Here is a 26,905-nt window from a genome sequence, read left to right as displayed (position 1 = left end):
GGACATGGCCAACAGCATGGATATTCGAGTTCCCGACATCGGTGACTTCACCGACGTACCCGTCATCGAGATCCTCGTCAGCGTCGGCGACACCGTCGACGTCGAGGCTCCGCTGATCACCCTCGAGACCGACAAGGCGACGATGGACATCCCGGCGCCCGTCGCCGGCACCGTCACCGCCATCAACGTCTCCGTCGGCGACAAGGTCAGCCAGGGCTCCGTCTTCGCGGTCATCGACTCCGCGGATGCCGCGACCGAGGAGCCCGCCGACGCGCCGGCTCCGGTCGAGGCTCCCGCGCCCGCTGCCGCACCGGCGGAGGCTGCTCCGGCCGCCGCTCCCGCTGCCGCCGAGCCGGCTGCCCCGGCCCCCGCGTCCGCCGAGGCCGAGGGCCTGCGGGCGACCCCGCTCGTCCGCCGTCTGGCCCGTGACCTCGAGGTCGACCTCGGCAAGGTCGCCGGCACCGGCATCAAGGGCCGCGTGACCAAGGCCGACCTGCTGAGCCACTACGACAGGTCCGTCGCGCCGGCTGCCGGCGGCGCGGTGTCGGGCGGCATGGGCATCCCGCCGATCCCGACCGTCGACTTCTCGCAGTTCGGGCCGGTCGAGACCGTGGCGCTGCCGCGGATCAAGAAGATCTCCGGTCCGTTCCTGCACCGCTCGTGGCTCAACGTCCCGCACGTCACGCACAACGACGAGGCCGACATCACCGAGATCGACGCCTACCGGCGCGAGCTCGACGGCGTCGCCAAGGGTGAGGGGTACCGCGTCACGCTGCTCAGCTTCCTGCTCAAGGCCGCCGCGTCGTCGCTGCGCGCCTTCCCGGTCGTCAACAGCTCGCTCCAGGGCGACGAGCTGGTCCTGAAGAAGTACGTCAACATCGGCGTCGCCGTCGACACCCCCGACGGCCTCGTCGTCCCGGTGATCAAGGACGTCGACCGCAAGGGCATCAAGGAGCTCTCCCTCGAGCTCGGCGACCTCTCCGCCCGTGCCCGCGACGGCAAGCTGACGGCCTCCGACATGCAGGGCGGCACGTTCACGATCAGCAGCCTCGGCGGCATCGGCGGCACGGCGTTCACGCCGATCGTCAACGCCCCCGAGGTCGCGATCCTCGGCGTCGTCCGGTCGAAGATGGCCCCGGTCTGGAACGGCGAGACCTTCGAGCCGCGCCTGATGCTGCCGCTGTGCCTCTCCTACGACCACCGCGTCATCGACGGCGCCCTCGCCGCGCGCTTCACGGCGCACCTGGGCAACCTCGTCGAGGACGTCCGCCGCCTGGTCCTCTGAGGCTGATCGACACGAAGGCCCCCGCCCGGCACTGCCGGACGGGGGCCTTCGCTGTTGCCGAGCCGGGTCAGCTCACCGCGCCGAGGGCATCGACGACGCCCTCGCCGTAGTAGCTGTTGTCCGCGTCCGTGCCGACGCACGGCGCACCCGTGACATCGGCGCACGCGTGGTCGTCGGCCTGCGCCCGGACGGCGGCGACCAGTTGCGCGGGCGACCACGTCGGGTGCTGCGACTTCATCAGCGCCAGGACGCCGGCCACGTGCGGCGACGCCATCGACGTGCCGCTGAGCAGGCCGTAGCCACCGCCGATGACCGTCGAGAGGATCCGGCGACCCGGCGCGGCGACGTCGATCGCCTCGAGGCCCCGGTTGGAGAACGGCGCCAGCAGGCCGGCCTGGTCGATCGCGGAGACCGTCACGACACCCGGCAGCTCGGTCGGGATGTCGTGGCAGCCGTTGTTGATCGTGCGCGTGACCGGCGTCGAGTCGTCGGGGCTCGTGTCGTCGGTCGTGTTGGTGTCGAGGTCCGTCCCCGAGTTGCCGGCGGCGGCCGCGTGCACGACGCCACGGGCGGTCGAGAACGCCACCGCCCGGCGTACGGCCTCCTTGGCGGCGTACTGGTCGGGCTGGTCCTCGCAGTAGTACTCGAACGGGTCGACGTAGTAGCTGTTGTTGGTGACGTCCATGCCCTCGAGGCCGGCCCACATGAAGCCGCAGACGGCGTACTCCGGGTAGATGAAGCCGTCGTCGTTGACCACCTTGACCGACGCGAGGGTGACGCCCGGCGCGACGCCGACGATGCCGATGCCGTTGCGCGCGGCGGCGATCGTGCCGGCGACGTGGGTGCCGTGAGTGCCCGAGAGCGAGGTCTTGCCGGCGAGCGACTCGTCGACCTTGCCGGCGTCGGAGCAGTTGACCGACTTGTCGAGGTCGACCTGGCCGGCGAGGTCGGGGTGCGTCACGTCGATGCCGCTGTCGAGGACGCCGACCACGACGCCCTTGCGCCCGTCGGTGACCGCGTGGGCCTGGTCAGCCTTGATCATCGCCATGTCCCACTGCTCGCCCTCGCGTGGGTCGGCCACGGTGGCGCCCACGAGCGAGCCGTCGAACGTGCGGCCCGCGCCGCTCGCCTTCTCCTCGGCGTACGCCGTCGTGCCGCCGGAGCCGGGGGTGCCCTCGGAGACCGGGACGGTGCGGGTCGCGCCGACGCTCTCGACGCGGGCGCCGTCAGCACCGGCGAGGACGTCGGAGCGGAAGTCGCCGTTGGTCGACTGGGCCACGACGACGCCGATCTGCGGCCAGGCCTGGACGACGACGCCTCCTGCGTGCCTCACGGCCCGCTTGACCGCCGCGGTGTGCTGTCGCGTGTCGGCGTTGACGACGTACGAGAAGAGGGCGCCGTCGGGCGTCGTGATGGGGACCGGCGTCGAGGGCGGGTCGTCGACGGCGTGGGCGGGGCTGCCGGTGGCAGCCAGGGTGGCGAGGGCCACGAGCGAGGCCGAGGTGACGGCCATGACGGTCCTGCGGGGGTGGGGCATGTCGAGTTGTCCTTCCGAGAGGGACGCCCGGATCGCGGGCGCTCTCGCACCCTAGGGAAAGCCGGGGGTGCTGGGAAGGGTGCGGCAGGTGGGGCGCCGGGCGGTCAGCCGGTGGGCGCGGCCTCGCGGCAGGCGTCGCGCTGGGCACCGCAGATCGAGCAGTACCAGTGAAGGCTGCCGCAGGTCGCACAGAGCGGCCGCTCGAAGTCCGCCGAGTTGCAGGTGTGGTCGGCGGGTGCGGGCTCGCTGGGCTGCACCGGCGCCTCAGCCTGCCCGGCCTCGACGTCCTGGGCCTCCTCCGGGTCCGGCTCGGGCTCGGGCTCGACGTCGTGCGGCTCGGGCTCGGGCTCCGGCTCGGGCTCCGCCTCGCGCTCGACCGGAGCAGCTGCAGGGGACGCAGGCGCCGGATCGGCGTCCTGCTCCTCCTCCAGCTTGCGCTCCATCTTCTCGATCACCTTGTGCCGGACGCAGACCAGGTCGTGGGTCTCGACCTCGTCCAGGCGGACCATCGTGAAGCACTCGGGGCAGACCTGGGCATGGGCGACCTCGTGCAGGCGCGCCAGGATCTCGCCCTGCTCCTCGGCCTCCGGCTCGGGCTCCGGCGTGCGCTCCGGGGCGGGCGGGAGCACCACCACGGGAGCGGCCTTCGGCTCCGGCTCGGCGCCGTCCAGATGGACGTCGATCACGCCGCGCAGCTGCGCGGCATGGGAGATGAGCAGGCGGATCTCGGCATCGAGGACGTCGGTCGGGCCGGTGGCGGCCGCCTCCCGGGTGCGCTGGATGGCCGCCGACGACCAGTCCTCGACCATGTCCCACAGCGCAGCGACCAGCGGGTCACCAGCACGATCCTCGACCACTTGTCCTCCAGCTCTCACGTCGTCTGGAGGGCTAACGAACGAGAGCGGGCAACGACACCAGATGTGGAGAGTCCGACTTGCCGCATTCGTCACAGTCCGTTAGCGGCCAGACCGGGGCGGGTACCTCGCGACGCATGAGCGACCTCGGACGTTACCTACGCACCCATCTCTCCGGCTCCACCGCAGGGGTGAACCTCTTCGACCGCGCGGCCCGGGGGCTGCCCGAGCCGGCGAGCAGCATCGTCCGCCGGATCCACGGCGAGCTCGTCGAGGAGCGCGTCGCGCTCCGGGCGATGATGGATGCCCTCGGCGTCCACGAGAACCCGCTCCTGAACTCCATGGCCCTCGCAGCCGAACGCGTCGCGCGCCTCAAGCCGAACGGCGACCTGCTCCACCGCACGACCATGACGGACCTGGTCGAGCTCGAGTCGATGGTGATCGCCCTCGGCGGCAAGCTCGCCGGCTGGGAGTCACTGCTCGCGATCGTCGACGACGAGCCGCGCCTCGACCGCGCGCTCCTGGAGCAGCTCGCCGCCCAGGCGCGCGAGCAGCAGGCGACCGTGCGCGAGCTGCACCGTGCAGCCGCGGCCCGGGCGCTCGGCCCGGGCTCCGGCGTACGTCAGTAGTACCAGGGGTACGGCGACCAGTCGGGCTCGCGCTTCTCGAGGAACTGGTCGCGACCCTCCTGCGCCTCGTCGGTCATGTACGCCAGGCGGGTGGTCTCACCGGCGAAGAGCTGCTGGCCGACGAGGCCGTCGTCGAGGAGGTTGAAGGAGTACTTCAGCATCCGCTGGGCGGTCGGGGACTTGCCGTTGATCTTGCGGCCCCACTCGAGCGCGACCTTCTCGAGCTGGCTGTGCTCGACGACGCGGTTGACGGCACCCATCCGGCGCATCTCCTCGGCGTCGTACTCGTCGGCGAGGAAGAAGATCTCGCGGGCGAACTTCTGGCCCACCTGGCGCGCGAGGTACGCCGACCCGTAGCCACCGTCGAACGAGCCGACGTCGGCATCGGTCTGCTTGAAGCGCGCGTGCTCGCGGGAGGCGAGGGTGAGGTCGCAGACGACGTGGAGCGAGTGGCCACCACCGGCCGCCCAGCCGGGGACCACGCAGATGACGACCTTCGGCATGAACCGGATCAGCCGCTGGCACTCGAGGATGTGGAGGCGCGCGAGCTTCGCCTTGTCGATGACGCTCGGCTCCTCGGCGCCGGTGTCACCGGCGCCGATGGTCTTGTCCTCGTACTGATAGCCCGCCTTGCCGCGGATCCGCTGGTCACCGCCGGTGCAGAACGCCCACTTGCCGTTCTTGGCCGACGGGCCGTTGCCGGTGAGGATCACGCAGCCGACGTCCGCCGACATCCGGGCGTGGTCGAGGGTGCGGAGCAGCTCGTCGACCGTGTTGGGCCGGAACGCGTTGAGCACGTCGGGCCGGTCGAAGGCGATCCGGACGGTGCCGTGCTCCTTCGCGCGGTGGTAGGTGAGGTCCGTCAGGTCCTCGAACCCCGGCACCTCGTCCCAGTCCGCCGGGTCGAAGATCTCGCTGACGCCCTCGATCGCACTCATGGGCGGAAGGCTAGCGGCCGTCCGGGGGCGTGAACCGAGCAGTACGAACGATTCCGCGGGCCGAACCCGTTCGTACTGCTCGGTTCAGCGACTCACTTGTCCATCATGTCGTCGCTCGTGCTGGCCGACGGGTCGGTCATCGGGGAGTCGCTCATCATCCCGTCGGACTTCTCCGTCATCGGGTCCGACTTCTCGGTCATCGGCGAGGTCGACATGTCGTCGGTCATCTTCGTCGAGTGGTCCTTGGGGGTCATCGGGGTGTCGTCGCTGCCGCAGGCAGCACCGGTCAGGAGTACGCCGGTCACGGTGGCGACGGCGAGCAGGCGGCGGAGGGCGGTGGACGTCATGGCGGGATCCTTCGATCGGTGGAACGGACACCCCGGGTTCGGAGCTGCGGTGGCCGCGGACGGGTGCCGGCCGGTCTCCGATGGATCGGATGACGAGCCCTCAGCCCACGTGGACGGCGAGGCTCGGGTAGCCGGTCGCGCCGTCGGGCGCCACGTCGACCACCTCGCCGGTCTGGGTCGCCCCGTGCAGGTCGGTGGCGCGTGCCTCGATCCGGTGCGTGCCCGCCGAGGCGGGCCAGGTCCAGCGCCACTGGCGCCAGGTGTCGATGCCGTCCTCGGCGGCGAGCTCGGCGGGCTGCCACGGGCCGTCGTCGACGCGGACCTCGACCTTGCCGATGCCGCGGTGCTGGGCCCAGGCGACCCCGGCCACGGTGACCTCCCCCGCCTTCACGTTGTCGCCGGGCAGGTCGATCCGGCACCCGGTCTTCACCGGGCCCTCCGGCGCCCACCCCCGCTGCGTCCAGTACGCCGTGAAGTCCGCGTACTGCGTCACCTCGAGCTCGGTGATCCACTTCGTCGCGGAGACGTAGCCGTAGAGCCCGGGCACGACCATGCGCACCGGGAAGCCGTGGTCGATCGGGAGCGGCTTGCCGTTCATGCCGATCGCCAGCAGCGCGTCACGGCCGTCGGTCAGCGCGGCCAGGGGCGTGCCGATCGTGATGCCGTCGGCACCCCGCGACTGCACCGCGTCCGCACCCGCCTTCACCCCGGCCCGCTCGAGCACGTCGGCGACCCGGACACCGAGCCACGTGGCGTTGCCGACGTACTCGCCGCCGACGGGGTTCGAGACGCAGGCGAGGGTGACCCGGCGCTCCACCAGCGGCATCGCCAGGAGCTCGCGGTAGGTCAGCTCGAAGGGCTGGTCCACCATCCCGCGCACGCGCAGCTTCCAGTCGTCGACGTTGAGCCGCGGCGTCAGCAGGGCGATGTCGATCCGGTAGAAGTCGTCGTTCGAGGTGAGGTGCGGGGTCAGGCCCGGCAGCCGGAAGTCGGCGCCGCGCGCGAGCCGCGGCGCCGGGTCGGTGGCGCGCGGCAGCGAGATCCCCGCGCGGCCGGTCTCGCCCGGGACGAGGCGCGGCACCCCCAGCCCGGCGACGGCACCGGCGGCACCGGTGGCCGTCGCGAGCAGCAGGAACCGGCGCCGGTCGAAGCCCGGCGGCGCCTCGGCCTCCGGCTCGGGCACGACCGGGACCGTGAACCACCACAGCACCCCGGATCCCACCGCGAGCCCCACCACCAGCGCGACGTACGACGAGGGGTCGGCGCCGTGGCGGCCGGACGCGAGCGCGAGCGCGTCGACCGCGCCGAGGACCGCGAAGCCGACCGGGCCGAGCGGCCGCCGCCAGCGTGCCGCGACCCCGACGGCGAGCAGCAGCACCGCGGTGACGACGAGCATGTTGCCGAGCAGGACCGGCTTGTCGGCGGTGCCGAACCGCTCGACCGCCCACTCCTTGAGCGGCCGCGGTGTCAGGTCGATGAACCGGTCACCGAGCGCGATGAGCGGCGTCGGGCTGGCGTGGAGGACGGCGGCGAGGGCCTGGGCGATGCCGAGCCCGAGCGCGCCGGACCCGAGCCCGGCCGCTGCTGCATCGGCCCGCCCGAACGTGGAAGAGTGCGAAGGGGTGGTCACGCAACAGGTTCGGAGCAGATTTCGTCCCGGACGGCCCGTCCGGGCGACTCTTTGCTCCGAACTCCTGACGTGAACGCACGACCGACCAGCGCCAGCCCGCGCGAGAGGAGCCAGCCCGTGCCCCGTCGTGGCCTGCTCCGCGCCGTGCCCGCCGCGCCAGCAGCGCCCGAGGAGCTGATGGCGGCCGTCGCGGACGGCGACCTCGACGCGTTCGGCGGGCTCTACGACCGCTACGCGGCTGCCGTGCACGGCGTCGCGACCCGGGTGCTGCGCGACCCGATCCGCGCCGAGGAGGTCACGCAGGAGGTCTTCCTCGAGGCGTGGCGCGGAGCCGACGGCTACCGCGCCGAGCTCGGCGGCGTCCGCACCTGGCTGGTCACGATCGCCCACCGCCGCGCCATCGACGTGGTGCGCTCGGTCGAGGCGAGCCGCGCCCGCGAGGACCGGGCCGGCCGCCGTGAGCTGCACGAGGTGCCCGGCCCCGAGACCGAGGTGCTCGCCGACGCCGAGCGGGCCGACGTACGCCGGTGCCTGGAGGGGCTCACGCCGCTCCAGCTCGAGTCGGTCCGGCTCGCCTACTACGACGGGCTCACCTACCCGCAGGTCGCGGCGCGGCTCGGGCGTCCGCTGTCGACGATCAAGACCCGGATGGCCGACGGCCTCGCCCGCCTCCGTGACTGCATGGAGGCAGGCGCATGAACGCCCACGACCCCGAGGTCCACTCGCTGCTCGGGCCCTACGTCCTCGACGCCCTCGAGCCGGCCGAGCGCGCGGCGTTCGAGGGGCACCTGCGGGAGTGCCCGGCCTGCCGCGACGAGGTCGCCGACCTCCGGCCGGCTGCCGCAGCCCTGGCGGACACCCCGCTCTCCCCGCCGCCCGCACTCCGCGAGCAGGTCATGCGGCTGGCCGCCCAGACCCGGCCCGTACGCCGGGGCGCGCGCCCGGCATCGCGTCCGGCATCGCGGCCCTCGCGCCGGCTGTGGGTGGGAGCCGCGGCAGCAGCCGTGCTCCTCGCGCTCGGCGGTGGCCTCGTGGCCACGCAGCGGGACGACACGATGACGGCCGCCGACGTCTTCTCCGCGGCCGACGTCCACACCCACGAGATGCCGACGAAGATGGGCAAGGTGCGCGTCGGCATGTCCCACGAGATGCACGTGGTCGCCGTCGACGGCAGCGCGATGACCGACCCCGGCGCCGGCATGGCCTACGAGGTCTGGTGGGCAGCGCCCGGGCACACCGAGTCGGTCGGCATGTTCCAGGACGACGAGAGCGTCGTCGTACCGATGGGTGAGGGCGACCTGTGGATCACGATGGAGCCGAAGGCCGGCTCCGCGACGCCGACCTCCGCGCCGCTGCTCTCGCTGCCCGCTACCTCGCTCTGACGCACCGCGTCACGCGTGGGGCCGCTCCGTCAGGCGTTCTTCGCGATGCTGACCGCGAGGGCGGTCAGGTGGCCCAGCCGGGCCACCTCGGAGTCGAGGAGCTCGGGCCCGCCACGGCGGCCGATCACGACGATCTCGTCCTGGATCAGGGGCGCGGCGGCGAGCACGTTGTTCTCGTCGGGGGACTCGACGTGGGCCGCGCGGGCGATGTCGAACCAGTCGAGCGACTCGGGCGCCGCCGCGGTGCCGTGGAGGACAGCCGTGGAGCCGTTGCCGTTGCGGCGCAGGCGCAGGCCCCAGTCGGCGCGGAACGTCGGCGGCAGCAGGTCGACCAGCCGGTCGAGCGCGCCGGCCGGGTTGGCGGTCAGCTCCTCGACCGCCTCGAGGTCGAGGAAGAGGTTGCCGCCGGCGTTGTAGCGGCTGATCCAGACGACGCGTACGCCGTCGAGGGCGTTGCACGCCGACACGATCGTGTCGGGCATCGCCGTGGTCTCGAGGAGGACATCGTCGACCGCGGTGCCGTCGGCGCGGTGCTCGACGATCTCGATCGCCTCGATGTCACCGCCGGCCTCACCGATGGCGGACGCGACCTTGCCCAGGGAACCGGGAACGTCGGGCAGCTCGACGCGAAGCAGGAACGGCATGTCAGTGACCTTAACCGGATGGTGTTTCTCGCGGGTTTCCCGCTGTCTCAGCGCACGAGCTTCAGGTTGAACTGCGGGGTGCCGAGCTGGCCCATGAGGCGGACCCAGAGCGGGAGGTACATCTCCAGGCCGCGGGCCGCGTCGAGGGTCGGGAACTCCACGATGTCGCTCCAGCCGAGGTCCTGCAGGACGCTCTTCACGTGCGCCCGCGCGGCCGCGTCGTCGCCCGCGACGAAGATCGTGTGGTCGCCGTCGGCGAGCTGCTGCGGCGCGACCATCAGCGAGCAGTTGACGGTGTTGAGCGCCTTGACGACCTGCGCCGTCGGGTTGGCCCGCTGCAGCCGCTCGGCCAGCGAGTCGGTGTCCTTGACGGTGAGCGTCGGCGGGAAGCCGTTGCTGAAGTCGAGCGGGTTGGTCAGGTCGAGCACGATCGCGCCGCGCGGCAGGTCGGCCTGCGCCAGCACCTCCTCGGCCACCTGGCCACCGACGGCGAGCACCACGAGGTCGGCGCCGGCGGCAGCGGCGGCGTACGTCGCGAGGGGGACGTCGGTCCACTCCTCGCGGCCCGCGGTGACCTCGGGGTCACGGGTGCCGACGGTGACGGTGTGGCCTGCGCGCTGGAAGCCGGCGGCGAGGGTCTTGCCGACCATGCCGGTGCCGAGGACTGCGATCTCCATGGCGCCCATCCTGCCCCGGATCGAGGTGCGCCGCGACAGATCCACAGGACGGGCGGACCGCGACCCCAGTTTCGTGTGAGTAGCCATTGACATGAAGTTGCGGCAGGCGTCCACTGGAAGCACCATGAAGACAACACGGACATACCGGATGGGGGCCCGGGCGGAGGCGGTCACGCAGACCCGCGAGCGGATCCTCGCGGCGCTCTTCGACCTCGGGGCCGACCGGATGTTCCCGCACATCTCGCTCGAGGACGTGGCGGCCGAGGCGGGGGTGAGCGTGCAGACGATCCTGCGCCACTTCGGCACCCGGGCCGGGCTCCTCGAGACCACGATGGAGTACGCCCTCGCCCGGGTCGCCGGGGAGCGCGAGGCGCCGGTCGGCGACGTCGACGCCGCCGTGCGCGTCATCGTCGACCACTACGAGCAGCGGGGCAGGACGGCACTCCTCATGCTCGCGCAAGAGGACGACCCGGCCGTCACCGACCTGACCCGGCGTGGCCGCAAGCTGCACCGCGACTGGGTCACGGAGGTGTTCGCGCCGTTCCTCGGAGGAGGGGACGGGGCCGACGGCTCCGCTGAGGACGACGGGCTGGTCGACCTCCTGGTCGTCGCCACGGACGTCTACACCTGGAAGATCCTCCGCCTCGACCGACGCCTCTCGCGGGCGCGCACCGAGGCACGCATGCGCCGACTGGTGGGCGCCCTGCTCGCCACGTCCGACCCCAAGGAGCCACGGTCATGAGCAGCATCCTCTTCATCACGTGGGACGGCGGCGGCAACGTCCCGCCCCTGCTCGGCATCGCGGCCGAGCTGCAGTCGCGCGGCCACCAGGTCCGGGTCATGGGCCACGCCCAGCAGGCGGAGTTCGTGGAGGCGTCGGGCCTCTCGCTGGTGCCGTTCACGACGGCGCGAGCGTTCACCTGCGGCGGCAAGAACAGCCCGTTCGACTACCTCGGCGTCTTCGGCGACCGGGCGATGGGACGCGACGTGCTCGCCGAGCTCGCCGACCGCCCGGCTGATCTGGTCGTCGTCGACTGCCTCCTCTTCGGCCCGATCGAGGCGGTCGCGGCGAGCGGCACGCCGTACGTCCTGCTGGAGCACACGTACGCCGAGTACTTCACGCGCACGTGGATGCGCGGGCCGATGGGGACCGGGCTGCGCATCAAGCGGTTCGCCACCCGTGAGCTCGTCCGCCGCGCACGGCTGCGGGTCGTCGCCACGCTGCCGGAGCTGGACCCGGCCACCGCCCGTCCGGTCCCGGCCAACGTCCGCTACTGCGGCCCGGTCGTGCGCGGCACGCCCGCCGCCCCGGCCACGCCGACCGTGCTGGTCAGCCTGAGCACGGTGAACTTCCCGGGCATGCAGGCGTGCCTCCAGAACGTGCTCGACGCCCTCGCGACCCTGCCCGTCCGGGGCATCGTCACGACCGGTCCGGTCATCGATCCCGCCGACCTCCGCGCGCCAGCCAACGTCGAGCTCCACCGCTACGTCCCGCACGCGCAGCTGATGCCCCAGGCCTCCGTCGTCGTCGGGCACGGCGGCCATGCGACGACGATGCTCGCGCTCAGCCACGACCTGCCGGTGCTGGTGCTGCCCATGCACCCGATGCTCGACCAGAAGATGGTCGGCACGACCCTCGTCGACGCGGGTGCCGGGCGGCTCCTCACCAAGCGCGCGAAGCCCGATGCCCTGGCCGCAGCCATCCGCGCACTGCTCGAGGACGGGCCGCACCGGGCTGCCGCCGCACGCCTGGGTGCTGCGATCCGCGCGCAGTCCGGCGCCGCTGCCGGGGCGGATCTCATCGACGGGCTGCTCGCCCAGCCGTCGGTCGATCCGTCGGTGGCCTGAGCATCCTCCACCCTCCCGGGCGCGGCGCCCCCGGACGACGTACACCTGGTGGCGCCGGACCACGTGTGCGGCGGGCGGTCGGCACTCCACCGGCCGCAGCTGTACGTCGTCTGGGGGCTCAGCCGAGCGGGAACTCGGCGACCGTCTCGTAGCGAGGCGTACGACGCGGGCCCTCGCCCAGGTGCGACCGGACCAGCGTGAGCGTGTCCACCGTCCAGGCCGGGCCTTCGTAGGCGTCGAGCAGCCTGACCCAGTTGCTCAGCTCCTCGGGAAAGCCCAGCCGCGCCAGCGTCACGTGTGGCCGGAACCGCTGCCCGTCGACAGTCGCCCCCGCCTTCGCGAGCGCCGCACGCGCACCGGCGGCCAGGAGGTCGAGCTCCGCGAGCGCATCGACAGGAGCCTCCTCACGAGCCGGCTGCACGCCGGCCCACAGCACCTTCGCCTCGGCCACGTGCGGGAAGACCCCGCCACCCGTGAGGCGCACCTCGAACGGCTGACGCCTCCCGGCCGCGGTCGCAAGCCGCTCCTCCACCTCGTCGAGGACCCGCTCCGGCGCCTCCGCCGCGAACGCCAGCGTCAGGTGCCACTGCTCCGGCAGCGACCAGCGCCAGTGGCCGGCGACCTCCCGGCGTACGTCGAGGAAGGTGTCGAGGTGGGCGGTCACCTCCTCCGGAGGCACGACGGCGGCGAAGAGTCTCATCCGACCAGTGTGGCGACGCGCGCAACCGCATTGCCCACCCGCGGCGAGGCCCAGGCGGAGCCGGGCCGCAGCCCCGAGCGTTGACCGGAGCGAGCGCAGCGAGCGGCGGGAACCAGGGCGGGGTGCGCTCCGGCGCAGCCCGGGCCTCGCCGCGGCCGGAAATGCGACGACGCCGCCCACCAACGGTGAGCGGCGTCGTACGGAAGAAGACTCAGAAGCCGAGCTCGCGGCCGATGAGCTCCTTCATGATCTCGTTGGAGCCGGCCCAGATCTTCGTGACGCGGGCGTCGCGCCAGGCGCGGGCGACGCGGTACTCGTTCATGAAGCCGTAGCCACCGTGGATCTGGACGCACGCGTCGAGGACCTCGGACTGGGCCTGCGAGGACCACCACTTGGCCTTGGCGGCGTCGACGGCGGTGAGCTCGCCCTTGTCGTGGGCCTCGATGCACTTGTCCATGTAGGCCTCGCACACCTCGATCTGCGTGACCAGCTCGGCCATCAGGAACTTGAGGTGCTGGAACTTGCCGATCGGCTGGCCGAAGGCCTGGCGCTCGTGGGCGTACTGGATCGTCTCGGTGAGGATCTGCTTGGCGTGCGCCGTGTTGGCGATCGCGCAGGCGATGCGCTCCTGCGGGAGCTTCTGCATCATGTGGATGAAGCCCTTGTTGAGCTCACCGATGATCTCGGCGTCGGTGACGCGGACGTTCTCGAAGAAGAGCTCCGAGGTGTCCGACTCCTCCATGCCGACCTTGTCGAGCTTGCGACCGCGCGAGAAGCCCTCCTTGGTCGCCTCGATCGCGAAGAGCGTGATGCCCTTCGGGCCGAGCTCCGGAGCGGTGCGGACGGCAGCGATCACGATGTCGCAGGAGTAGCCGTTGGTGATGAAGGTCTTGGAGCCGTTGATGACCCACTCGTCGCCGTCGCGGACGGCGGTGGTCTTGAGCGCGGCGAGGTCGGAGCCACCGCCGGGCTCGGTCATGCCGATCGCGAGGACGATCTCACCCGACGCGACGCCCGGGAGCCAGCGCTCCTTCTGCTCGGGGGTGCCGAGCTCGTTGATGTACGGCGCGGTGATGTCGGAGTTGATGCCGACGCAGGTCGGGAGCGCGGCGTTGACCTTGGCGAGCTCCTCCGCGAGCACGGCGTTGTAGCGGAAGTCGCCCGCGCCGCCGTACTCCTCGTCGAGGGCGAGGCCGAGGAAGCCGTTCTCGCCGGCCTTCAGCCAGAACTCACGCGGGAGGGCCTTGTCGGCGATGTACTGCTCGCCGTTGGGGATGACGTCACGCTCGAGCCACGTGCGCACCGCGCCGCGGAAGTCCTCGTGGTCCTGGGTGTAGATGGTGCGCTTCATGGGTCACTCCGCTTTCTTCTTGTTCGCTGCCGCCAGGTCGTACACCTCGGCGGGGTCAGGAGTCTGGATGGAGACGGGCTGGTCGTAGTGGCTCAGCGTGTAGACGGCGTCGCTCGACGGCTCGGTGAGGCGGACGATGCGGTGCGGCGCGTCCGTCGAGACCCAGAGGGTGCTCTTCACGCCGGCCTGGTCGGCGTTGAGCGCGACCGCCTCGACGCCGTCGACCTTCCGCTCGTCGCCCTTGGTGGCCAGCGTGCGGTCACCGGAGGTGAGCAGCGGCAGGAAGGACTTCAGGTCGCACTGCAGCAGCAGGTAGCCGCCGCTCCGCGGGCTCTTCACCCAGCGGCCGTCCCAGACCTTCAGCGCCCGCTCGACGCGCGTGCGGTCGGCGTCGGTCGACGCCTGCCCCCGCCAGTACGCCGCGTCGCCGTGCACGTAGGAGCCCGAGGCGTCCTCGATGACCTGCGCCTTGCCACCAGAGGTGGGCTCGACGGAGCCGGTGCAGGTGCCGTCGTCGGCGAGGCTGACGTGGAGCCTCGCGTCCTTCGTCGTGCCGTCGATGGTGACCGAGCGGACACCGCTCATGTCGGACCGGACCGCCTCGCTGATCTGCGCGGCGGTCTGCTTGCCGAACGCACTGGTCGGCGTGTGGGCCGCCGTGTCACTGCCGCACCCGGAGAGTGCGAGCGCGCCGAGCAGGGCGGCCGACAGGGCGGTCGCGCGCAGGGTGCGGCTCATCGTTTGTTACCTCCGGGTACGGGTTGTCTCCGCAGAATCTAACGACCCGGCGAGCCGCCGTTGCAATCCGCTCGCCCGGTGGGCCCGCCGCGCGAGCGCCGCCCGCAGCGCATCCTCGCCGCCGATGAGACGGACGACACCCCGCGCGCGGGTCACCGCGGTGTAGAGGAGCTCGCGCGCGAGCAGCCGCGAATCGGCGTCGGGAAGCAGCACCGTCACCTCGCGGGCCTGGCTGCCCTGGCTCTTGTGGATGGTCATCGCGTGCATCGTCTCGACGTCGGCGAGGCGCCCGGGCGCGAGCTCGAGCGGGCCGCCGGCGCCGGCCACAACGGCGCGCGGACGCCCGTCCTCTCCGCGTACGACGACCCCCGTGTCGCCGTTGTGGAGGCCCAGGCCGGGGTCGTTGCGCGTGACGAGCAGCGGACGGCCGGCGTACATCCGGTCGAAGAGGTCGGTCGCGCCCGGCTCGGCCTCGCGGAGCCAGAGCTCGATGCGGGAGTTCCACCAGCGGACCGTGTCGCGGTGGGCGCTGAGCATGCGGTGCTCGTCGAGCGCGGCGAGGGCAGCGGCCGGGTCACCCGCGAGCGCCGCGGCACGCACGACCCGGGCCGGCGGGAGGGCAGCCGCCCGGACCGCCTCGGCCACCGCTGCCGGGTCGTCGGTCTCGGTCCAGCGCACGTCGTCGTGGCCCGCGCGCAGGACCGCGATCGCGGCCTCGGCGTCGCCCGCACGGATCGCCTGCGCCAGCTCGCCGATCGTCGCGCCGAACCGGTGGACCGTGCCGAGCTCGACCACCGGGGAGTCGCTGCGCCCGCGGAAGCCGGCGACGAGGTCGTCGAGGACTGCGCCCGCCTCGACCGACGCGAGCTGGTCGGGGTCGCCGACGAGCACGAGCCGGGCGTCGGGGCGGACCGCCTCGAGCAGGCGGGCCATCATCGTCAGCGACACCATCGATGTCTCGTCGACGATCACCAGGTCGTGCGGCAGCCGGTTGGACCGGTCGTGGCGGAAGCGGGTCTGGTTGTCGCGGCGGTACCCGAGCAGCCGGTGGAGCGTGGTCGCCCGCAGCCCCTGCAACCGCGCGGCGTCGGCCGGCGGCAGGTCGGTCGCCGCGGCGAGCACCTGCTCCTGGAGCCGGGCGGCCGCCTTGCCGGTCGGCGCCGCCAGGGCGATGCGCGCGTCGGGGCCCAGCTGCTCGGTCAGCACGGCCAGGATCCGGGTCACGGTGGTCGTCTTGCCCGTGCCCGGGCCGCCGGTCAGGACGGTGGTCCACCGCGTGGCCGCGCCCGCGCAGGCGGCGCGCTGCTCGGCGTACGTCGGGTCGGGGTAGAGGCGCTCGAGGGAGGCGTCGAGGAGCGCCGTGTCGACCTCGGGCGCCGGGCGGGCGGCGCGCGCGATGAGGTCGTCGGCGACCTGCTGCTCCTGCGCGCGGTAGCGTTCGAGGTAGACGAGGCCGTGCTCGACGGCGAGGGCGCCGCTCGCGACGACCTTGCTCCGGGTGAGGCCCTCGCGCCACTCCTCCAGGTCGGGCCACGAGAGGTCCGGCGCGAGCTCGGTGACCTCGTCGAGGGCGAGGCAGACCGAGCCGTGGCGCACCGCGCGGACGGCCAGCGCCACCGCCAGCGCGCTCCGCGGATCGGCGTCACCGGCGATCGCGCAGACCCGCCGCGCCACGTGGACGTCGGCGGCCTCGAGCACCCCCGCCGCGTTGTACGCCGCAAGGTCGCCGCCGGCGCCCAGTGCACGCCGGACATCCCACGGGTCGTCGGACTCCCACAGGCCGGCGGTCATCGACTGCCTCCTTGCGCCGAGCCGTCGAGGAGGTCGGAGACGGCCTCGACCAGCGCGACCGGCGGCTGCCAGGCGAAGACGCCGTAGGGACGGTCGCCGTCGCGCGGGGTGGCCGGCCCGACCATGCCGCGCAGGTAGAGGTAGAGCACGCCGCCGAGGTGCTGCTCCGGGGCGTAGCCGGGCAGCCGCCAGCGCAGGTAGCGGTGGAGCACCACCACGTAGAGCAGCGCCTGCAGGGGGTAGTCGGAGTGGCCCATCGCCGCGTCGAGCGCCTCGGGGCGGTAGTCGTCGATGCTCAGCTCGTGGCCGGGTTGCGCGAGCCAGTTGGTCTTGTAGTCGACGGTCAGGAAGCGTGGACCGGCCTGGGTGGTGACGCGGAGGACGACGTCGATCGAGCCCGTGAGGTAGCCCCGCAGCGACTGCCCGCCGAGCGCGGGGTCGTTCAGCGCGGCGGTGTAGGAGCGGACCGGGTCGCCCCCCGGCAGGTGCTTCTCCAGCAGCGGAGCGAGGTCGCCGAGGAGGGGGCTCGCGGCGCCCCCGGTGGTCGCCGCGGCCAGGTCGCCGCCGGCCAGAGGCACCTCGAAATCGAGCTCGCAGAGCCGGTCGCCGCGGCTGAGCTCGCGCAGGGTGAGGTCGCCCGCGAGCGGGCCCAACGGGGAGTCGCAGACCGCGACGAGCGCATCGGCGAGCTCCTCGCGGTCGACGGTGACCGGCCACCAGGTGAGCTGCTCGTCGATGTGGTGGAGCAGCTCGGCACGCAGGTCGCCGTCGAAGTCGGGCGCCGCCGGATCAGCGTGCTCGAGCACCGCGTGCACCAGCGAGCCGAACGTCGCGCCCATCGGCAGCGTCGCCATCGGCACCTCGCTCCGAGCCGCGCGCGGCGGCGTGCCCCTGCCGTCCACGGCGCCCGACAGATCCTCCCTTGCCTTAGCGATCGCTAAGGCAGGAGCAGATTCCCCTCCCAGTCCTGGACCGGGAGACGTCGCCAGGTCCGCCTGGCCAACCGGCGACACGGAAGCACCCGCGCCGTCCTGCTCGTCGTCGCGCGGCACCAGCTCCGGCTCGCTCAGCCCGGCAGCGGCGGCACCCGCGGAGCCATGGCCCGGCGTGGGGTCGACGGCGGTGAGCGCGGAGTACGACGTGCGCCGCCAGGCGGTGTCGATCGACCGGTCGAAGCTCCGCACGGCCAGGGCCGCGTGGTCCGTCGGCAGCGGCTCGGAGGCGACGGTCGCCCGGACGGCCGGCTCCCAGCACGGGCCGCCGTTGGCGGCGTACCAGTCGAGCTTGGCGACGAGGGACTCGGCGGTCTCGACCGGGTGGCTGTCGGGGACGGCGGGCGTGCCGGGACGGCGGCCGAGCAGGAGCCGGTGGAGGGCGGAGGTGGGCGCGTTGCGGGGGGCGGGGGCGTACCACGCGACGACCTGCGACTGGGCCCGGGTGAGGGCGACGTAGAGCAGGCGGAGCGCCTCGCCGGCCTCCTCCGCGAGGTGGAGCGCGGCGTGCGGCGACCAGGTCGGTCCGGGTCCGCCGACGTTGCGGCAACGCACGCCGTCGGGGCCGTGGAAGAGCGCGACCGCCGGGTCGCGGGGCCAGCGGTCCCAGAGGGAGGGGAGGTAGACGACGGGGTACTGCAGGCCCTTCGAGCCGTGGATCGTCACCAGCTGCACCGCGGCCGCGTCGGAGTCGAGGCGGCGGGTCCGCTCGCCGGCGGTGTCGGGCCGGTCGTCGGCGATCTGGTCGCGGAGCCAGCCGGCCAGCGCGACGAGGCCGAGGCGCTCCTCGGCGGCGACCTTGTGGAGCACCTGGCCGATGTGGCGCAGGTCGGTGAGGAGGCGCTCACCGCCGGTGCAGCGGAGCACGCGCGCGGTCAGCCCGCCCGTCACCGCCGCCTCCATGACCGCCGCGATGCCGCGGCTGGTGGCCAGCTCGGACCATGTGCGGACCGTCTCGGCGACCACGTCGGTCAGTGCGTCGCCACCCTCGGCGAGGTCGGCAGCCGTGTGCCCGAGGAACGACGTCAGCGCCGCCGACCGGACCCGCGGCGGCCGGTGCGGCTGCTCGAGCGCCTCGACCAGCGTCAGCCACTCCCGCGCCGCGGGTGTCGAGAAGACGCTGCCATTGCCCGCCACCACCGCAGGTACGCCGAGCTCCGCCAGCGCGGCCTGGATCGAGGCCAGGTCGCTGTGCTTGTGGGCCAGCACCGCCACGTCGGCGGGCTCGAGCGGACGGCCCTCGAAGGTGGCGCCCGAGGTCAGCAGTCGCTTGATGTCGTGGGCCACGTCGGGCCAGAGGTGGTCGCGGATCGCGGCGACGGACGGGGCGCGGCGTTCGCCCATGCCGAGCTCCTGCGGGCGCACGACGCGGAGGCGGAACGGCGCACCCGCACCCTCGAGCCGACCACCCCGGTGGTGGGCCTCGACGTCGTGGACGACGATCCGCTCGTCGCCGAGCGCAGCGCCGCGGAGCACGACCTGGAGCGCGTCGACCAGGTCGGAGTCGGAGCGCCAGTTGACCCCGAGCGTGGCCTGCGACCCGGCGGTCTCGGCGGCCGCGAGGTAGGTGGCGACGTCGCCGCCACGGAAGGCGTAGATGGCCTGCTTCGGGTCGCCGATGAGGACCATCGTGGCGTGGCCGGAGAAGGCCCGGTCGAAGACCTGCCACTGCACCGGGTCGGTGTCCTGGAACTCGTCGACGAGCACGACCTTCCACCGCGCGCGCATCCGCTGGGCGGCGGGCGAGTCGGGCACGGCCAGCGCATCCGCGAGCTGCCCGAGCAGGTCGTCGTAGCCGAGCAGTCCGAGCCGACGCTTGCGGCGCTCGAACTCCGCCCGCACCGCCTGCGCGAACGCGACCCGCACCGCCGGCGTCGACCCCGCGGCTGCATCGGCTGGCTCCAGCCGCGCCCGTGGGTCGACCACGGCCGCGCGCCCGAGCGCCAACGCATCCTTGCGGGAGAAGGCCGGCGGCTGGTCGGCGGCGGACCCGGCGTACGCGCGGAGGTAGAGGTCGTCGACGACCTCGACGAGGAGGTCGTCGAGGTCCTCGACCAGCTGCGCGCCGGCGTCGGAGTCGCCGGCGACGCCGAGCCCGCGGAGCACCTGCTGGCAGAACTGGTGGATCGTCGCGATCGTCGCCACGTCGAAGTCGGCGAGGGCCTGCCGCAGCCGTCCTGCCCGCAGCGCGAGCTCGGCCGGCGGCGCGTCGAGGAGGAGGTCGATCAGCTCGTCGTCGCCCGGGATGACGGCCGCGGGCGCGGCCAGCGCGCGCTCGGCGCAGACCAGCTGCGCGCGCACGCGCTCGCGGAGCTCCTGGCTCGCCGCACGGCCGAAGGTGACGACGAGCATCTGCTCGAGCAGCGCCTCGCCCTCGGCGACGAACCGCGTCACGAGCGCCGCGATCGTCCACGTCTTGCCCGTGCCCGCGCTCGCCTCGAGCAGCGTCGTGCCCGTCGGCAGCGGCCCGCGGACGTCGAACCGCCCGATCGCCCGGCCCGTGGCCGTCACAGCGACCTCACCAGCTCGGCGCCGGTGACGAGCGGCCCCCAGAGCCGCCAGGCGTACTGCCCCAGCCGGTGGCGCTCCTCGTCGTCCCAGCGCTCGTCGGACCGCGGGGCGCCCGTCAGCACGTCGTACGCCGCGTGGGCACCGAAGGCGCGCACGTGCCAGGCGTCGGCGTCCTCGCCGGGGATGCCGTGGTCGCTGAACGGGTCGGTGGCCCACGCCTTGGCCGCGCGCTCGTCGGGGTGCGCGTCGGCCCCGCGGCGGAGGCGGCCGGCCTCCTCGGCGTAGGCGAGGGTCGTCTTCGGCGGGATCGGGAGCGGCTCCGACTGCCCGCGCAGCCAGACGTCGACGACGTCGGTGAGCCACTGCTCGGCCCGGTCGTCGAGCGGGCCGGCGAGCGCGCGCTGGGCGCCGGAGCGCTGCTTGCCGAGTGCGTGCGAGCGCCACATCTGGTCGGGGTGCGCGACCGAGAGGGCAAGCAGGTCGAGCCACGCGGCGAACCGCTGCTTCGGGCCGAGACTGGAGTAGGTGACGGTCACGATGTCGGGGCCGAAGACGTCGGTGACCGTGCCGGTCAGGCGCACGTCGCGGCCCTGCACGCGGAGCGCGACATCGACGTCGACGCTGCGCGGCGTGCCCTGGCGCAGGTGCATCGCCTGGGTGACGAGCGGCTGGACCGCCTTGACCACGTGGGTCAGCTCGCGCTGGCCGAGCGCACCGGGGGGCAGCAGGCCGCGGAGGAGCTCGGCGGTCATGCCGTCGCCCGGGCTCATGCCGGCGAGGACGTCGCGGACCAGCCGGTCGCCGACGGCCCAGCGCTCGAGTGGGCCCAGCTCGATCGGCACAGCGTCGGCGAGCGGGTCGGCCTCGAGCGGCGCGGCGAGGCCGAGCCGGTCACGCAGGAAGCCGCGGACGGGGTGCGCGAAGAAGGCCTTGAGGTCGGCGAGCGCGAGCTCCAGCGGCTCGCCGGCCGGCGCCGGGACGAGACCGGCGAGCGGGTCGGGGCAGAGCACGCCGACCTGCTCGCGCGTGCCCCGCGACGCCTCGGCGCCGACGAGCGCCGCGCGGTCGAAGCTGAACGGCCGCGCGGGCACGAGCGCGCCCGGACGGAGGTTCTTCTCGTCGAAGGGCTGCAGCGGGTGGTGGACGTGGATGTCCTCGACGCTGTCGACGGTGGTCAGCGCGACGGCCTCGAGCAGCTCGCCGAGTGGCACGGCGGGCGGACGCGGCGAGCCGGTGTGCTCGCCGGCTCCGGTGTAGGTGACGACGAGGGTCTCGCGCGCGGCGAGGATCGCGTCGAGCAGGAGCTGCCGGTCCTCCGCGCGCACGTCGCGCTCACCGGTGACCGGCCGCCGGGCGAGGACGTCGTCGCCGTCGGCGATCGTCTGCCGCGGGAAGACGCCGTCGTCGAGGCCGAGCAGCGCCACCACGCGGTGCGGCACCGAGCGCATCGGCACCATCGTGCAGACCGTGAGCGTGCCGGTGCGGAAGCTGGCCCGCGTCGGTCGGCCGCCGAGGCGCTGCTTCAGGAGCGTGCGTACGTCGGCCAGGCCCAGCGAGGTCGCGACCGAGCCGTCGTCGAGGCGGCCGATCTCGCGCTCGAACTCGGCCTGCTGCCACGGCTCCTCGGCCCGGGCCAGCGCGTTGACGCCGTCGCGCAGCACGCGCGCCCACTCGTCGACACCGCGCGCCGCCTCCGCCCGTGCGGTGAAGGCGTGCACCCGGTCGAGCAGCTCGGTGAACCGCCCCGCCAGGTCGACGTCGCCCGAGCCGATGTCGTCGAGCGGCAGCACGGCCCCGAGGTGGCGGTGCTCGTCACCCGCGACGGCCACACCGAGGAGCACCCGGTCGAGGCCGGCCGCCCAGGTGTTGGCGCCGAGGTCGAGGCCGTAGCGCCCCCGGTGGCCGGCGTCGAAGCCCCACCGCACGCCCGACTCGGCGATCCAGCCGCGGATCCGGTCGATCTCGTCGTCGTCGAACCCGAACCGATTGCGCACCGGCGCCGCACCGGCCAGGTCGAGCACCTCGGTCGCGGTGAGCCGCCCGCCCGCGAGCTCGACGAGGGTCGCGGCGAGCCCGAGCAGGGGGTTGGTCGAGGAGAGCGCCCTGTCGGCGAGGCGGACGCGCAGCCGGTGCCCGGGGTGCCCCTCGCCGTCAGCGGCGTCGGCCTTGCCCGAGGGGGCGGGGAGCGCAGCGACCGACGCCATGCCGAACGCCGCCGCGATCAGCGGCGCGTAGGCCTCCACGTCGGGGCACATCACCAGGATGTCGCGCGGCTCCAGCGTCGGGTCATCGGCGAGCAGGCCGACCAGCACCTCGCGGAGCACGTCGACCTGCCGGGCCGCGCCGTGGCACGCGTGCACCTGGACCGACCGGTCCTCCGGGTCACGCGTGCGGGCGGCCCGCAGCGCCTCGTCCGGCACCGTGTCGTGCCGGAGGTCGTGCTGCAGCCAGCCGAGCACCGAGTCGGCGGGAGAGCTTGTCGCCACCAGCGGAGCCGTCTCGACCGGCGCGACCACCGCCAGCGTGCGCTGCAGCTCGCGTGCGTCACGCCCGAGCGAGGCGAGCAGCGGGTGCTCCACGAGCAACGCCGACTCATCGCTGTCGCGCGGCACCGGGCCCGCGGAGACCGCCGGCGCCAGCCGCTCCCACGCAGCAGCGGAAGCCTGCGGCAGCCAGAGGTGTACGTCGCGGTGCACCGCCAGCGCGGCCAGCAGGTCACGCTCGGTCGACGGGATGCGCGTGTGGCCGAAGAGCGAGAGGCGCGGCGGGAGGTCGAGCGGGCGCCCCGGCCGGTCGCCGTCTCCCTCGCGCAGGGCCGCGACGATGCGGGCGTGGCGCTCGTCGGGAGCGGGTCCGCCGATGCGCGCGCAGAGCCGTCGCCACAGCTCGGGCTGCCAGCGCAGGTCCTCCGCGAGCGCACCACCGAGGCCGTCCTCGTCGAGCCCCGCGCGCCAGGCGGCCACGAGCTGCGGCCGCTGGACGGCGTACGCGCTGAAGAGGCCGGCGAGGCGTCGGGCGACGGCGTAGCGCCGGTTGCGCCGCAGGTCGTCAGGCGGGCCGGACAGGCCGAGGTGGTCGGCGAGGACGCGGCACCAGGGCTCGCCGGCAGCCTCGTCGATCACCTCGAGCAGCGGCCAGACGACGCGGTCGGGATCCCACACGTCGTCGCGCTCGCGGCCCAGGAGCATCGAGACCAGGGACCGCGGGCTGGCGAAGTCGACGCCGGCGCACACGCCGTCACCACCGCGCTCCCCCGTGCCGAGCCGGTGCGCGAGCCGCTGGGTCAGCCACCGCTCCACGCCGCGCGCGGGCACGACGACGAGCTCGCGGGCGAACGGGTCCGCGAGCGGCGAGCCGCCCAGCAGGTCCGCCAGCCCGTCGGCGAGCAGGTCCGTGCGCTCGGCGCGGTGGAGGTACAGCGTCACGGCGACAGGATGTCAGGCCCCGCCGACACCGCACCCGCGCCCGGCGGAGGACGTCGTCCGGAAATGGGATGACCCCGCGGCGTCTCGGGTCACCGCGGGGTCAGGAGAATCTTGCGCCCTCCACCACCGCACTGTCGCCCCCTCCTCCCCAATTCCGCCCGGATGGGCCATCCGCATAGTCCGAACGGGCTACTCGAATGGATTGGGCCTCCGCGGGGCACCGGAGAGGCGTCCTCAGGAAAGGAGACGCCTCATGTACATCGGACTCGGAATCGTCCTGCTCGTGCTGGGACTCGTGTTCGTGCTCGACGTCATCCAGGTCGACCTGTCGTTCATCAACGACAACGCCCTCGGCTGGATCCTCGTGCTCGCCGGCGTGCTGGCCATCGTGCTCTCGCTGGTCGTGGCACCGCCGTGGCGCCGCAGCGAGACGTACTACGACGGCCCCGCCCGCTGATCGCGGGCTGAGCCACTCCGTCGGGGACGCGCCTCCGCACCTGCGTTAGTCTCCTTGTTGCAAGTTCTTCGCAACAAGGAGAGTGGGCGGATGCACGTCCCCGACGGGTTTCTCGACGCACCGACGTCGCTCGCGACCGGCACGGTCGCGGTCGTCGGCGTCGGCCTCGCCCTCCGCGGCGCCCGTCGTGAGCTCGACGAGCGCACCGCTCCCCTGGCCGGCCTCGTCGCCGCCTTCGTCTTCGCCACCCAGATGGTCAACTTCCCGGTCGGCGCCGGCACGAGTGGCCACCTGCTCGGCGGCGCCCTCGCCGCCGCCCTCGTCGGGCCGTGGACCGGCGTGCTGGTGATGAGCGTCGTGCTCCTCGTCCAGGCCCTCCTCTTCGCCGACGGCGGGCTCACCGCGCTCGGCACCAACATCACGCTCATGGGCCTCGTCGGCGTCGGCGTGGGCTGGGCCGTCATCGTGCTCGTCCGCGCGCTGCTCCCCCGGCGTACCTCGTCGGTGGTGCCGGCCGCCGCCCTCGGCGCCGCGATCTCGGTGCCCGTCGCGGCTGCGGCGTTCACCGCGCTCTTCGCCGTCGGCGGCGTCGCCGACGTCCCGCTCGGGGCGGTCCTCACGGCGATGATCGGCTGGCACACCCTGATCGGCCTCGGCGAGGCGGTCATCACCGCGCTGGTCATCAGCTCCGTCGTCGCCACCCGCCCCGACCTCGTGTACGCCGCCCGCCCGCTGCTGGCGGACCGCTCGCTGGAGATCCGCACGCCGGAGGCGGTGGCGTGATCCGCACCCGCACGTTCTACGTCGTGCTGCTCGTCGCCGCGCTGCTGGTCGCGGGCGTGCTCAGCTACTACGCCTCGACCTCCCCCGACGGGCTCATGCACGTCGCCGACACCACGGGCATCGCGTCGTCGCAGAAGACCCACGCGACCGACGGCAGCCCCCTGGCCGGCTACGGCGTCAGCGGCCTCGACCACCGCCTCGGCAAGGGCATCGCCGGCGTCGTCGGCGTCCTCGTCTGCCTCGGGCTCGGCCTCGGCCTGGGCCGGCTCGTGCGCCGTCCCGCCGCAACCGACGCCCCGTCGTCGGACTCCTGAGGTGCGCGCCTGATGGGGGCCGGTCACGGCCACGCGCTGCACGTGCACGGCCACTCGCCGGTGCACCGCGCGCCTGCGCACCTGAAGATCCTCGGGCTGCTCGGCTTCATGCTGCTCGTCGTCGCGACGCCCGGCCACTGGCACTCCGCCTTCGGCCTCTGGCTGGCGCTCCTCCTGACCGTCGTGGTGGTCGCGCGCGTCCCGTTCCGCTGGCTGTTGCCCCGGCTGGTCGTCGAGGTGCCGTTCGTCGTCTTCGCGGTGCTGATGCCCTTCATCGCGCACGGCCCGCGCGTCGACGTCCTGGGCGTCGCCGTCAGCGAGTCGGGCCTGCTGGCCGCGTGGACGCTGCTCGCCAAGGGCACCCTCGGCGTCATCGCCGGCCTCACGCTCGCCGCGACGACCTCGCCGCCGGAGCTGGTCCGTGGGCTCGAGCGGCTGCGGCTGCCGTCAGCGCTGGTCCAGATCGCAGCGTTCATGATCCGCTACCTCGAGGTCGTCGCCGACGACCTCCGCCGGCAGAACATCGCCCTCGCCTCCCGCGGCTTCGTCGCCCGCGACCCGCGCCACTGGCCGGTGCTCGCGAAGTCGATCGGTGCGCTGTTCATCCGCTCCTACGAGCGCGGCGAGCGGGTCCACCTGGCGATGCTGGCGCGCGGCTACGAGGCCGTGGGCGAGCGGCCGACGCCGTCGCGAGCGACGCCAGACGGGTTCGTCGGCAAGGCGGAGCGCCGAAGGCGGGCCGGCGGCCCGTCGAGGCACGACAACGCAGCCGACGAGCCCGTATGGGGTCGCGCAGCAGGCGAGAGGCCGGTTGACCACAGCCCAGGAAGGATGCCCTCGTGAGCACCCCGGTCCTCGACGTACGCGGTCTGGCGTTCGCCTACCCCGACGGGCACCAGGCGCTCTTCGGCGTCGACCTGCACGTGCACCAGGGCGAGCGGGTCGCGCTGCTCGGCCCCAACGGCGCGGGCAAGACGACGCTGGTGCACCACCTCAACGGCATCCTCACCGGCGGCGCGGGCTCGGTCGCGGTCTCCGGGCTGCCCGTCGAGAAGAAGAACCTCAAGGAGATCCGGCGCCGCGTCGGCGTGGTCTTCCAGGATCCCGACGACCAGCTCTTCATGCCGACGGTGCGTGAAGACGTCGCCTTCGGCCCGCGCAACCTCGGCCTGCGCCGCGCCGAGCTCGACGGCGTCGTCATGGCGGCCCTCGACCGCGTCGGCATGGCGGCGTACGTCGACCGTCCGCCGCACCACCTCTCGTTCGGCCAGCGGCGCCGGGTCGCGGTGGCGACGGTGCTCGCGATGAACCCCTCGATCCTGGTGCTGGACGAGCCCTCCTCGAACCTCGACCCCGCCTCGCGCCGCGAGCTCGCCGAGATCCTCGTGTCGCTCGACATCACGCTGCTGATGGTCACCCACGACCTGCCCTACGCGCTCCAGCTCTGCGAGCGGTCGATCGTGCTGTCGGACGGCGTGGTCGCGGCCGACGGCCCGACGTACGACGTGCTCACCGACGAGGCGCTGATGCGGGCACACCGCCTCGAGCTGCCGTTCGGCTTCGACCCTGCCGCGACCCGCTGACGGCCCTAGGATCTGGCCCGTGCCCGACCTGACCGAACCCTGCCCCAACTGCGAGACGCTGATGCGCTGGGAGACCTCCCACGAGCGCTGCGACGGCTGCGGCTACATCCGCCCGTGCTGCGAAGGCGCTCCCTGCGGCTGACCCGTCGGTCGCGTTGGTGGCCCGTGCGGAGGGGTCCAGACCACCCGGACGGGTGGGGCCGGGCGGCCCTTCTGGCCGATGTGCGCGACGCCCGGTCGCCGTACGGTCGAGAGGTGACCGGACGACAGGAGGTGGGTGGCATGGAGTCAGAAGCAGCGGGTCCAGAGCTCGCCCCTGACGTCGCACTGGCGATGCTCATGCGCAAGGAGCTCCTCCGGCTCGCCGCCGTCGAGGACGAGCTGGCCGTCACCGAGGCCGCCCGTACGAGTGGAGTCCAGCAGAGTGGTGTACGACGTCCTGAGTGAGCGCGTGCCTCCAACGTAGGCGCGGCCACCGGGTGAATCCTT

Annotated in this window: 26 protein-coding genes; 13 read left to right on the top strand and 13 right to left on the bottom strand. The window is 73.4% G+C overall.

Annotated features, from left to right (window positions below; translation table 11 throughout):
* Positions 1 to 4: 4 nt before the first annotated feature.
* Entirely contained in the window at positions 5 to 1,285 is a 1,281-nt protein-coding gene (gene aceF / locus IEX47_RS11130) for a dihydrolipoyllysine-residue acetyltransferase (RefSeq protein WP_188784086.1), read from the top strand.
* Between the two features lie 67 nt (positions 1,286 to 1,352).
* Here the strand turns inward: aceF and IEX47_RS11125 are convergent, their stop codons facing one another.
* Positions 1,353 to 2,822 carry a S8 family peptidase gene (locus IEX47_RS11125; RefSeq protein ID WP_188784085.1) on the bottom strand — a complete coding sequence of 490 codons (1,470 nt, stop codon included), beginning with the start codon at positions 2,820 to 2,822 and terminating at the stop codon, positions 1,353 to 1,355.
* Positions 2,823 to 2,926: 104 nt separating this feature from the next.
* Complete coding sequence (locus IEX47_RS11120; RefSeq protein WP_188784084.1) at positions 2,927 to 3,679, bottom strand: hypothetical protein; 753 nt, start codon at positions 3,677 to 3,679, stop codon at positions 2,927 to 2,929.
* 134 nt (positions 3,680 to 3,813) lie between these two features.
* On the opposite strand from IEX47_RS11120, the gene IEX47_RS11115 reads away from it, so the two are divergent.
* Positions 3,814 to 4,305 (top strand): hypothetical protein, encoded by a 492-nt coding sequence (locus tag IEX47_RS11115; protein WP_188784083.1) that lies wholly within the window; start codon positions 3,814 to 3,816, stop codon positions 4,303 to 4,305.
* On the opposite strand, the gene IEX47_RS11110 is transcribed toward IEX47_RS11115, so the two are convergent.
* The 3 genes from IEX47_RS11110 to IEX47_RS11100 form a co-directional block, all read right to left on the bottom strand.
* A complete protein-coding gene (locus IEX47_RS11110; RefSeq protein ID WP_188784082.1) occupies positions 4,299 to 5,243 on the bottom strand; it encodes a 1,4-dihydroxy-2-naphthoyl-CoA synthase in 945 nt (314 codons plus the stop codon). The two genes, IEX47_RS11115 and IEX47_RS11110, sit on opposite strands and share 7 nt — an antisense overlap.
* 92 nt (positions 5,244 to 5,335) lie before the next feature.
* Positions 5,336 to 5,590, bottom strand: coding sequence for a hypothetical protein (locus IEX47_RS11105; protein WP_188784081.1), 255 nt, complete (start codon positions 5,588 to 5,590; stop codon positions 5,336 to 5,338).
* 100 nt (positions 5,591 to 5,690) lie between these two features.
* The gene (locus IEX47_RS11100) at positions 5,691 to 7,220 is read right to left on the bottom strand and encodes a molybdopterin-dependent oxidoreductase (RefSeq protein WP_188784080.1); all 1,530 of its coding nucleotides are present in this window, start codon (positions 7,218 to 7,220) and stop codon (positions 5,691 to 5,693) included.
* A gap of 117 nt (positions 7,221 to 7,337) precedes the next feature.
* On the opposite strand from IEX47_RS11100, the gene IEX47_RS11095 reads away from it, so the two are divergent.
* Positions 7,338 to 7,919, top strand: coding sequence for a sigma-70 family RNA polymerase sigma factor (locus IEX47_RS11095; RefSeq protein WP_229662812.1), 582 nt, complete (start codon positions 7,338 to 7,340; stop codon positions 7,917 to 7,919).
* The gene (locus IEX47_RS11090; protein WP_188784079.1) at positions 7,916 to 8,602 is read left to right on the top strand and encodes an anti-sigma factor; all 687 of its coding nucleotides are present in this window, start codon (positions 7,916 to 7,918) and stop codon (positions 8,600 to 8,602) included. The genes IEX47_RS11095 and IEX47_RS11090 overlap by 4 nt, the downstream gene beginning before the upstream one ends.
* 29 nt (positions 8,603 to 8,631) lie before the next feature.
* Here the strand turns inward: IEX47_RS11090 and IEX47_RS11085 are convergent, their stop codons facing one another.
* Together IEX47_RS11085 and IEX47_RS11080 are read right to left on the bottom strand one after the other, a co-directional pair.
* Complete coding sequence (locus IEX47_RS11085) at positions 8,632 to 9,246, bottom strand: ACT domain-containing protein (RefSeq protein ID WP_188784078.1); 615 nt, start codon at positions 9,244 to 9,246, stop codon at positions 8,632 to 8,634.
* A gap of 47 nt (positions 9,247 to 9,293) precedes the next feature.
* The gene (locus IEX47_RS11080) at positions 9,294 to 9,923 is read right to left on the bottom strand and encodes an NADPH-dependent F420 reductase (RefSeq protein WP_188784077.1); all 630 of its coding nucleotides are present in this window, start codon (positions 9,921 to 9,923) and stop codon (positions 9,294 to 9,296) included.
* Positions 9,924 to 10,047: 124 nt separating this feature from the next.
* Here IEX47_RS11080 and IEX47_RS11075 point away from each other — a divergent pair, with 124 nt between their 5' ends.
* On the top strand, positions 10,048 to 10,665 hold the full coding sequence (locus tag IEX47_RS11075; RefSeq protein ID WP_188784076.1) for a TetR/AcrR family transcriptional regulator: 618 nt from the start codon (positions 10,048 to 10,050) through the stop codon (positions 10,663 to 10,665).
* Positions 10,662 to 11,771: a glycosyltransferase gene (locus IEX47_RS11070; RefSeq protein ID WP_188784075.1), complete on the top strand. Its 1,110-nt coding sequence runs from the start codon at positions 10,662 to 10,664 to the stop codon at positions 11,769 to 11,771. The genes IEX47_RS11075 and IEX47_RS11070 overlap by 4 nt, the downstream gene beginning before the upstream one ends.
* 118 nt (positions 11,772 to 11,889) lie before the next feature.
* On the opposite strand, the gene thpR is transcribed toward IEX47_RS11070, so the two are convergent.
* From thpR to recC, 6 genes are all read right to left on the bottom strand, one after another.
* A complete protein-coding gene (gene thpR, locus IEX47_RS11065; RefSeq protein ID WP_188784074.1) occupies positions 11,890 to 12,471 on the bottom strand; it encodes an RNA 2',3'-cyclic phosphodiesterase in 582 nt (193 codons plus the stop codon).
* Positions 12,472 to 12,682: 211 nt separating this feature from the next.
* Positions 12,683 to 13,822: an acyl-CoA dehydrogenase family protein gene (locus IEX47_RS11060; RefSeq protein WP_188784073.1), complete on the bottom strand. Its 1,140-nt coding sequence runs from the start codon at positions 13,820 to 13,822 to the stop codon at positions 12,683 to 12,685.
* Between the two features lie 3 nt (positions 13,823 to 13,825).
* On the bottom strand, positions 13,826 to 14,560 hold the full coding sequence (locus IEX47_RS11055; protein WP_188784072.1) for a hypothetical protein: 735 nt from the start codon (positions 14,558 to 14,560) through the stop codon (positions 13,826 to 13,828).
* Positions 14,561 to 14,566: 6 nt separating this feature from the next.
* A complete protein-coding gene (gene recD / locus IEX47_RS11050) occupies positions 14,567 to 16,351 on the bottom strand; it encodes an exodeoxyribonuclease V subunit alpha (protein ID WP_188784071.1) in 1,785 nt (594 codons plus the stop codon).
* Entirely contained in the window at positions 16,348 to 19,854 is a 3,507-nt protein-coding gene (locus tag IEX47_RS11045; protein ID WP_229662811.1) for a UvrD-helicase domain-containing protein, read from the bottom strand. Before IEX47_RS11045 ends, recD begins: the two co-directional genes overlap by 4 nt.
* Entirely contained in the window at positions 19,851 to 23,279 is a 3,429-nt protein-coding gene (gene recC / locus IEX47_RS11040; RefSeq protein WP_188784070.1) for an exodeoxyribonuclease V subunit gamma, read from the bottom strand. The genes IEX47_RS11045 and recC overlap by 4 nt, the downstream gene beginning before the upstream one ends.
* A gap of 253 nt (positions 23,280 to 23,532) precedes the next feature.
* Between recC and IEX47_RS11035 the strand changes: the two genes are divergently transcribed.
* The 7 genes from IEX47_RS11035 (at position 23,533) to IEX47_RS11010 (ending at position 26,882) form a co-directional block, all read left to right on the top strand.
* Entirely contained in the window at positions 23,533 to 23,736 is a 204-nt protein-coding gene (locus IEX47_RS11035; RefSeq protein ID WP_188784069.1) for a DUF6458 family protein, read from the top strand.
* Positions 23,737 to 23,826: 90 nt separating this feature from the next.
* Positions 23,827 to 24,519, top strand: coding sequence for an energy-coupling factor ABC transporter permease (locus tag IEX47_RS11030; RefSeq protein WP_188784068.1), 693 nt, complete (start codon positions 23,827 to 23,829; stop codon positions 24,517 to 24,519).
* Positions 24,516 to 24,833, top strand: a complete 318-nt coding sequence (locus tag IEX47_RS11025; protein WP_229662810.1) for a PDGLE domain-containing protein — start codon at positions 24,516 to 24,518, stop codon at positions 24,831 to 24,833. The genes IEX47_RS11030 and IEX47_RS11025 overlap by 4 nt, the downstream gene beginning before the upstream one ends.
* A gap of 12 nt (positions 24,834 to 24,845) precedes the next feature.
* Positions 24,846 to 25,676 (top strand): cobalt ECF transporter T component CbiQ, encoded by an 831-nt coding sequence (cbiQ, locus tag IEX47_RS11020; RefSeq protein ID WP_188784067.1) that lies wholly within the window; start codon positions 24,846 to 24,848, stop codon positions 25,674 to 25,676.
* A complete protein-coding gene (locus IEX47_RS11015) occupies positions 25,673 to 26,416 on the top strand; it encodes an energy-coupling factor ABC transporter ATP-binding protein (protein ID WP_188784066.1) in 744 nt (247 codons plus the stop codon). Before cbiQ ends, IEX47_RS11015 begins: the two co-directional genes overlap by 4 nt.
* A gap of 19 nt (positions 26,417 to 26,435) precedes the next feature.
* Complete coding sequence (locus IEX47_RS18115; protein WP_268238980.1) at positions 26,436 to 26,558, top strand: hypothetical protein; 123 nt, start codon at positions 26,436 to 26,438, stop codon at positions 26,556 to 26,558.
* 135 nt (positions 26,559 to 26,693) lie between these two features.
* Entirely contained in the window at positions 26,694 to 26,882 is a 189-nt protein-coding gene (locus IEX47_RS11010) for an EspF repeat-containing protein (RefSeq protein WP_188784065.1), read from the top strand.
* Positions 26,883 to 26,905: the final 23 nt, after the last annotated feature.

This window comes from Nocardioides phosphati (assembly GCF_014646375.1).
Taxonomy (GTDB): Bacteria; Actinomycetota; Actinomycetes; order Propionibacteriales; family Nocardioidaceae; genus Nocardioides; species Nocardioides phosphati.
The sequence above is the reverse complement of the archived record's forward strand: the minus strand, read 5'-3'. Positions and strand labels throughout refer to the sequence as shown.

What these genes read in the sequence shown, in the direction of transcription:
- IEX47_RS11085 (WP_188784078.1), bottom strand. Translation starts at nt 9,246, where the DNA reads ATGCCGTTCCTGCTTCGCGTCGAGCTGCCCGACGTTCCCGGTTCCCTG.
- IEX47_RS11030 (WP_188784068.1), top strand. Translation starts at nt 23,827, where the DNA reads ATGCACGTCCCCGACGGGTTTCTCGACGCACCGACGTCGCTCGCGACC.
- IEX47_RS11055 (WP_188784072.1), bottom strand. Translation starts at nt 14,560, where the DNA reads ATGAGCCGCACCCTGCGCGCGACCGCCCTGTCGGCCGCCCTGCTCGGC.
- IEX47_RS11060 (WP_188784073.1), bottom strand. Translation starts at nt 13,822, where the DNA reads ATGAAGCGCACCATCTACACCCAGGACCACGAGGACTTCCGCGGCGCG.
- IEX47_RS11070 (WP_188784075.1), top strand. Translation starts at nt 10,662, where the DNA reads ATGAGCAGCATCCTCTTCATCACGTGGGACGGCGGCGGCAACGTCCCG.
- IEX47_RS11125 (WP_188784085.1), bottom strand. Translation starts at nt 2,822, where the DNA reads ATGCCCCACCCCCGCAGGACCGTCATGGCCGTCACCTCGGCCTCGCTC.
- recD (WP_188784071.1), bottom strand. Translation starts at nt 16,351, where the DNA reads ATGACCGCCGGCCTGTGGGAGTCCGACGACCCGTGGGATGTCCGGCGT.
- aceF (WP_188784086.1), top strand. Translation starts at nt 5, where the DNA reads ATGGCCAACAGCATGGATATTCGAGTTCCCGACATCGGTGACTTCACC.
- cbiQ (WP_188784067.1), top strand. Translation starts at nt 24,846, where the DNA reads ATGGGGGCCGGTCACGGCCACGCGCTGCACGTGCACGGCCACTCGCCG.
- IEX47_RS11105 (WP_188784081.1), bottom strand. Translation starts at nt 5,590, where the DNA reads ATGACGTCCACCGCCCTCCGCCGCCTGCTCGCCGTCGCCACCGTGACC.
- IEX47_RS11115 (WP_188784083.1), top strand. Translation starts at nt 3,814, where the DNA reads ATGAGCGACCTCGGACGTTACCTACGCACCCATCTCTCCGGCTCCACC.
- IEX47_RS11075 (WP_188784076.1), top strand. Translation starts at nt 10,048, where the DNA reads ATGAAGACAACACGGACATACCGGATGGGGGCCCGGGCGGAGGCGGTC.
- thpR (WP_188784074.1), bottom strand. Translation starts at nt 12,471, where the DNA reads ATGAGACTCTTCGCCGCCGTCGTGCCTCCGGAGGAGGTGACCGCCCAC.
- IEX47_RS11080 (WP_188784077.1), bottom strand. Translation starts at nt 9,923, where the DNA reads ATGGAGATCGCAGTCCTCGGCACCGGCATGGTCGGCAAGACCCTCGCC.
- IEX47_RS11090 (WP_188784079.1), top strand. Translation starts at nt 7,916, where the DNA reads ATGAACGCCCACGACCCCGAGGTCCACTCGCTGCTCGGGCCCTACGTC.
- IEX47_RS11110 (WP_188784082.1), bottom strand. Translation starts at nt 5,243, where the DNA reads ATGAGTGCGATCGAGGGCGTCAGCGAGATCTTCGACCCGGCGGACTGG.
- IEX47_RS11035 (WP_188784069.1), top strand. Translation starts at nt 23,533, where the DNA reads ATGTACATCGGACTCGGAATCGTCCTGCTCGTGCTGGGACTCGTGTTC.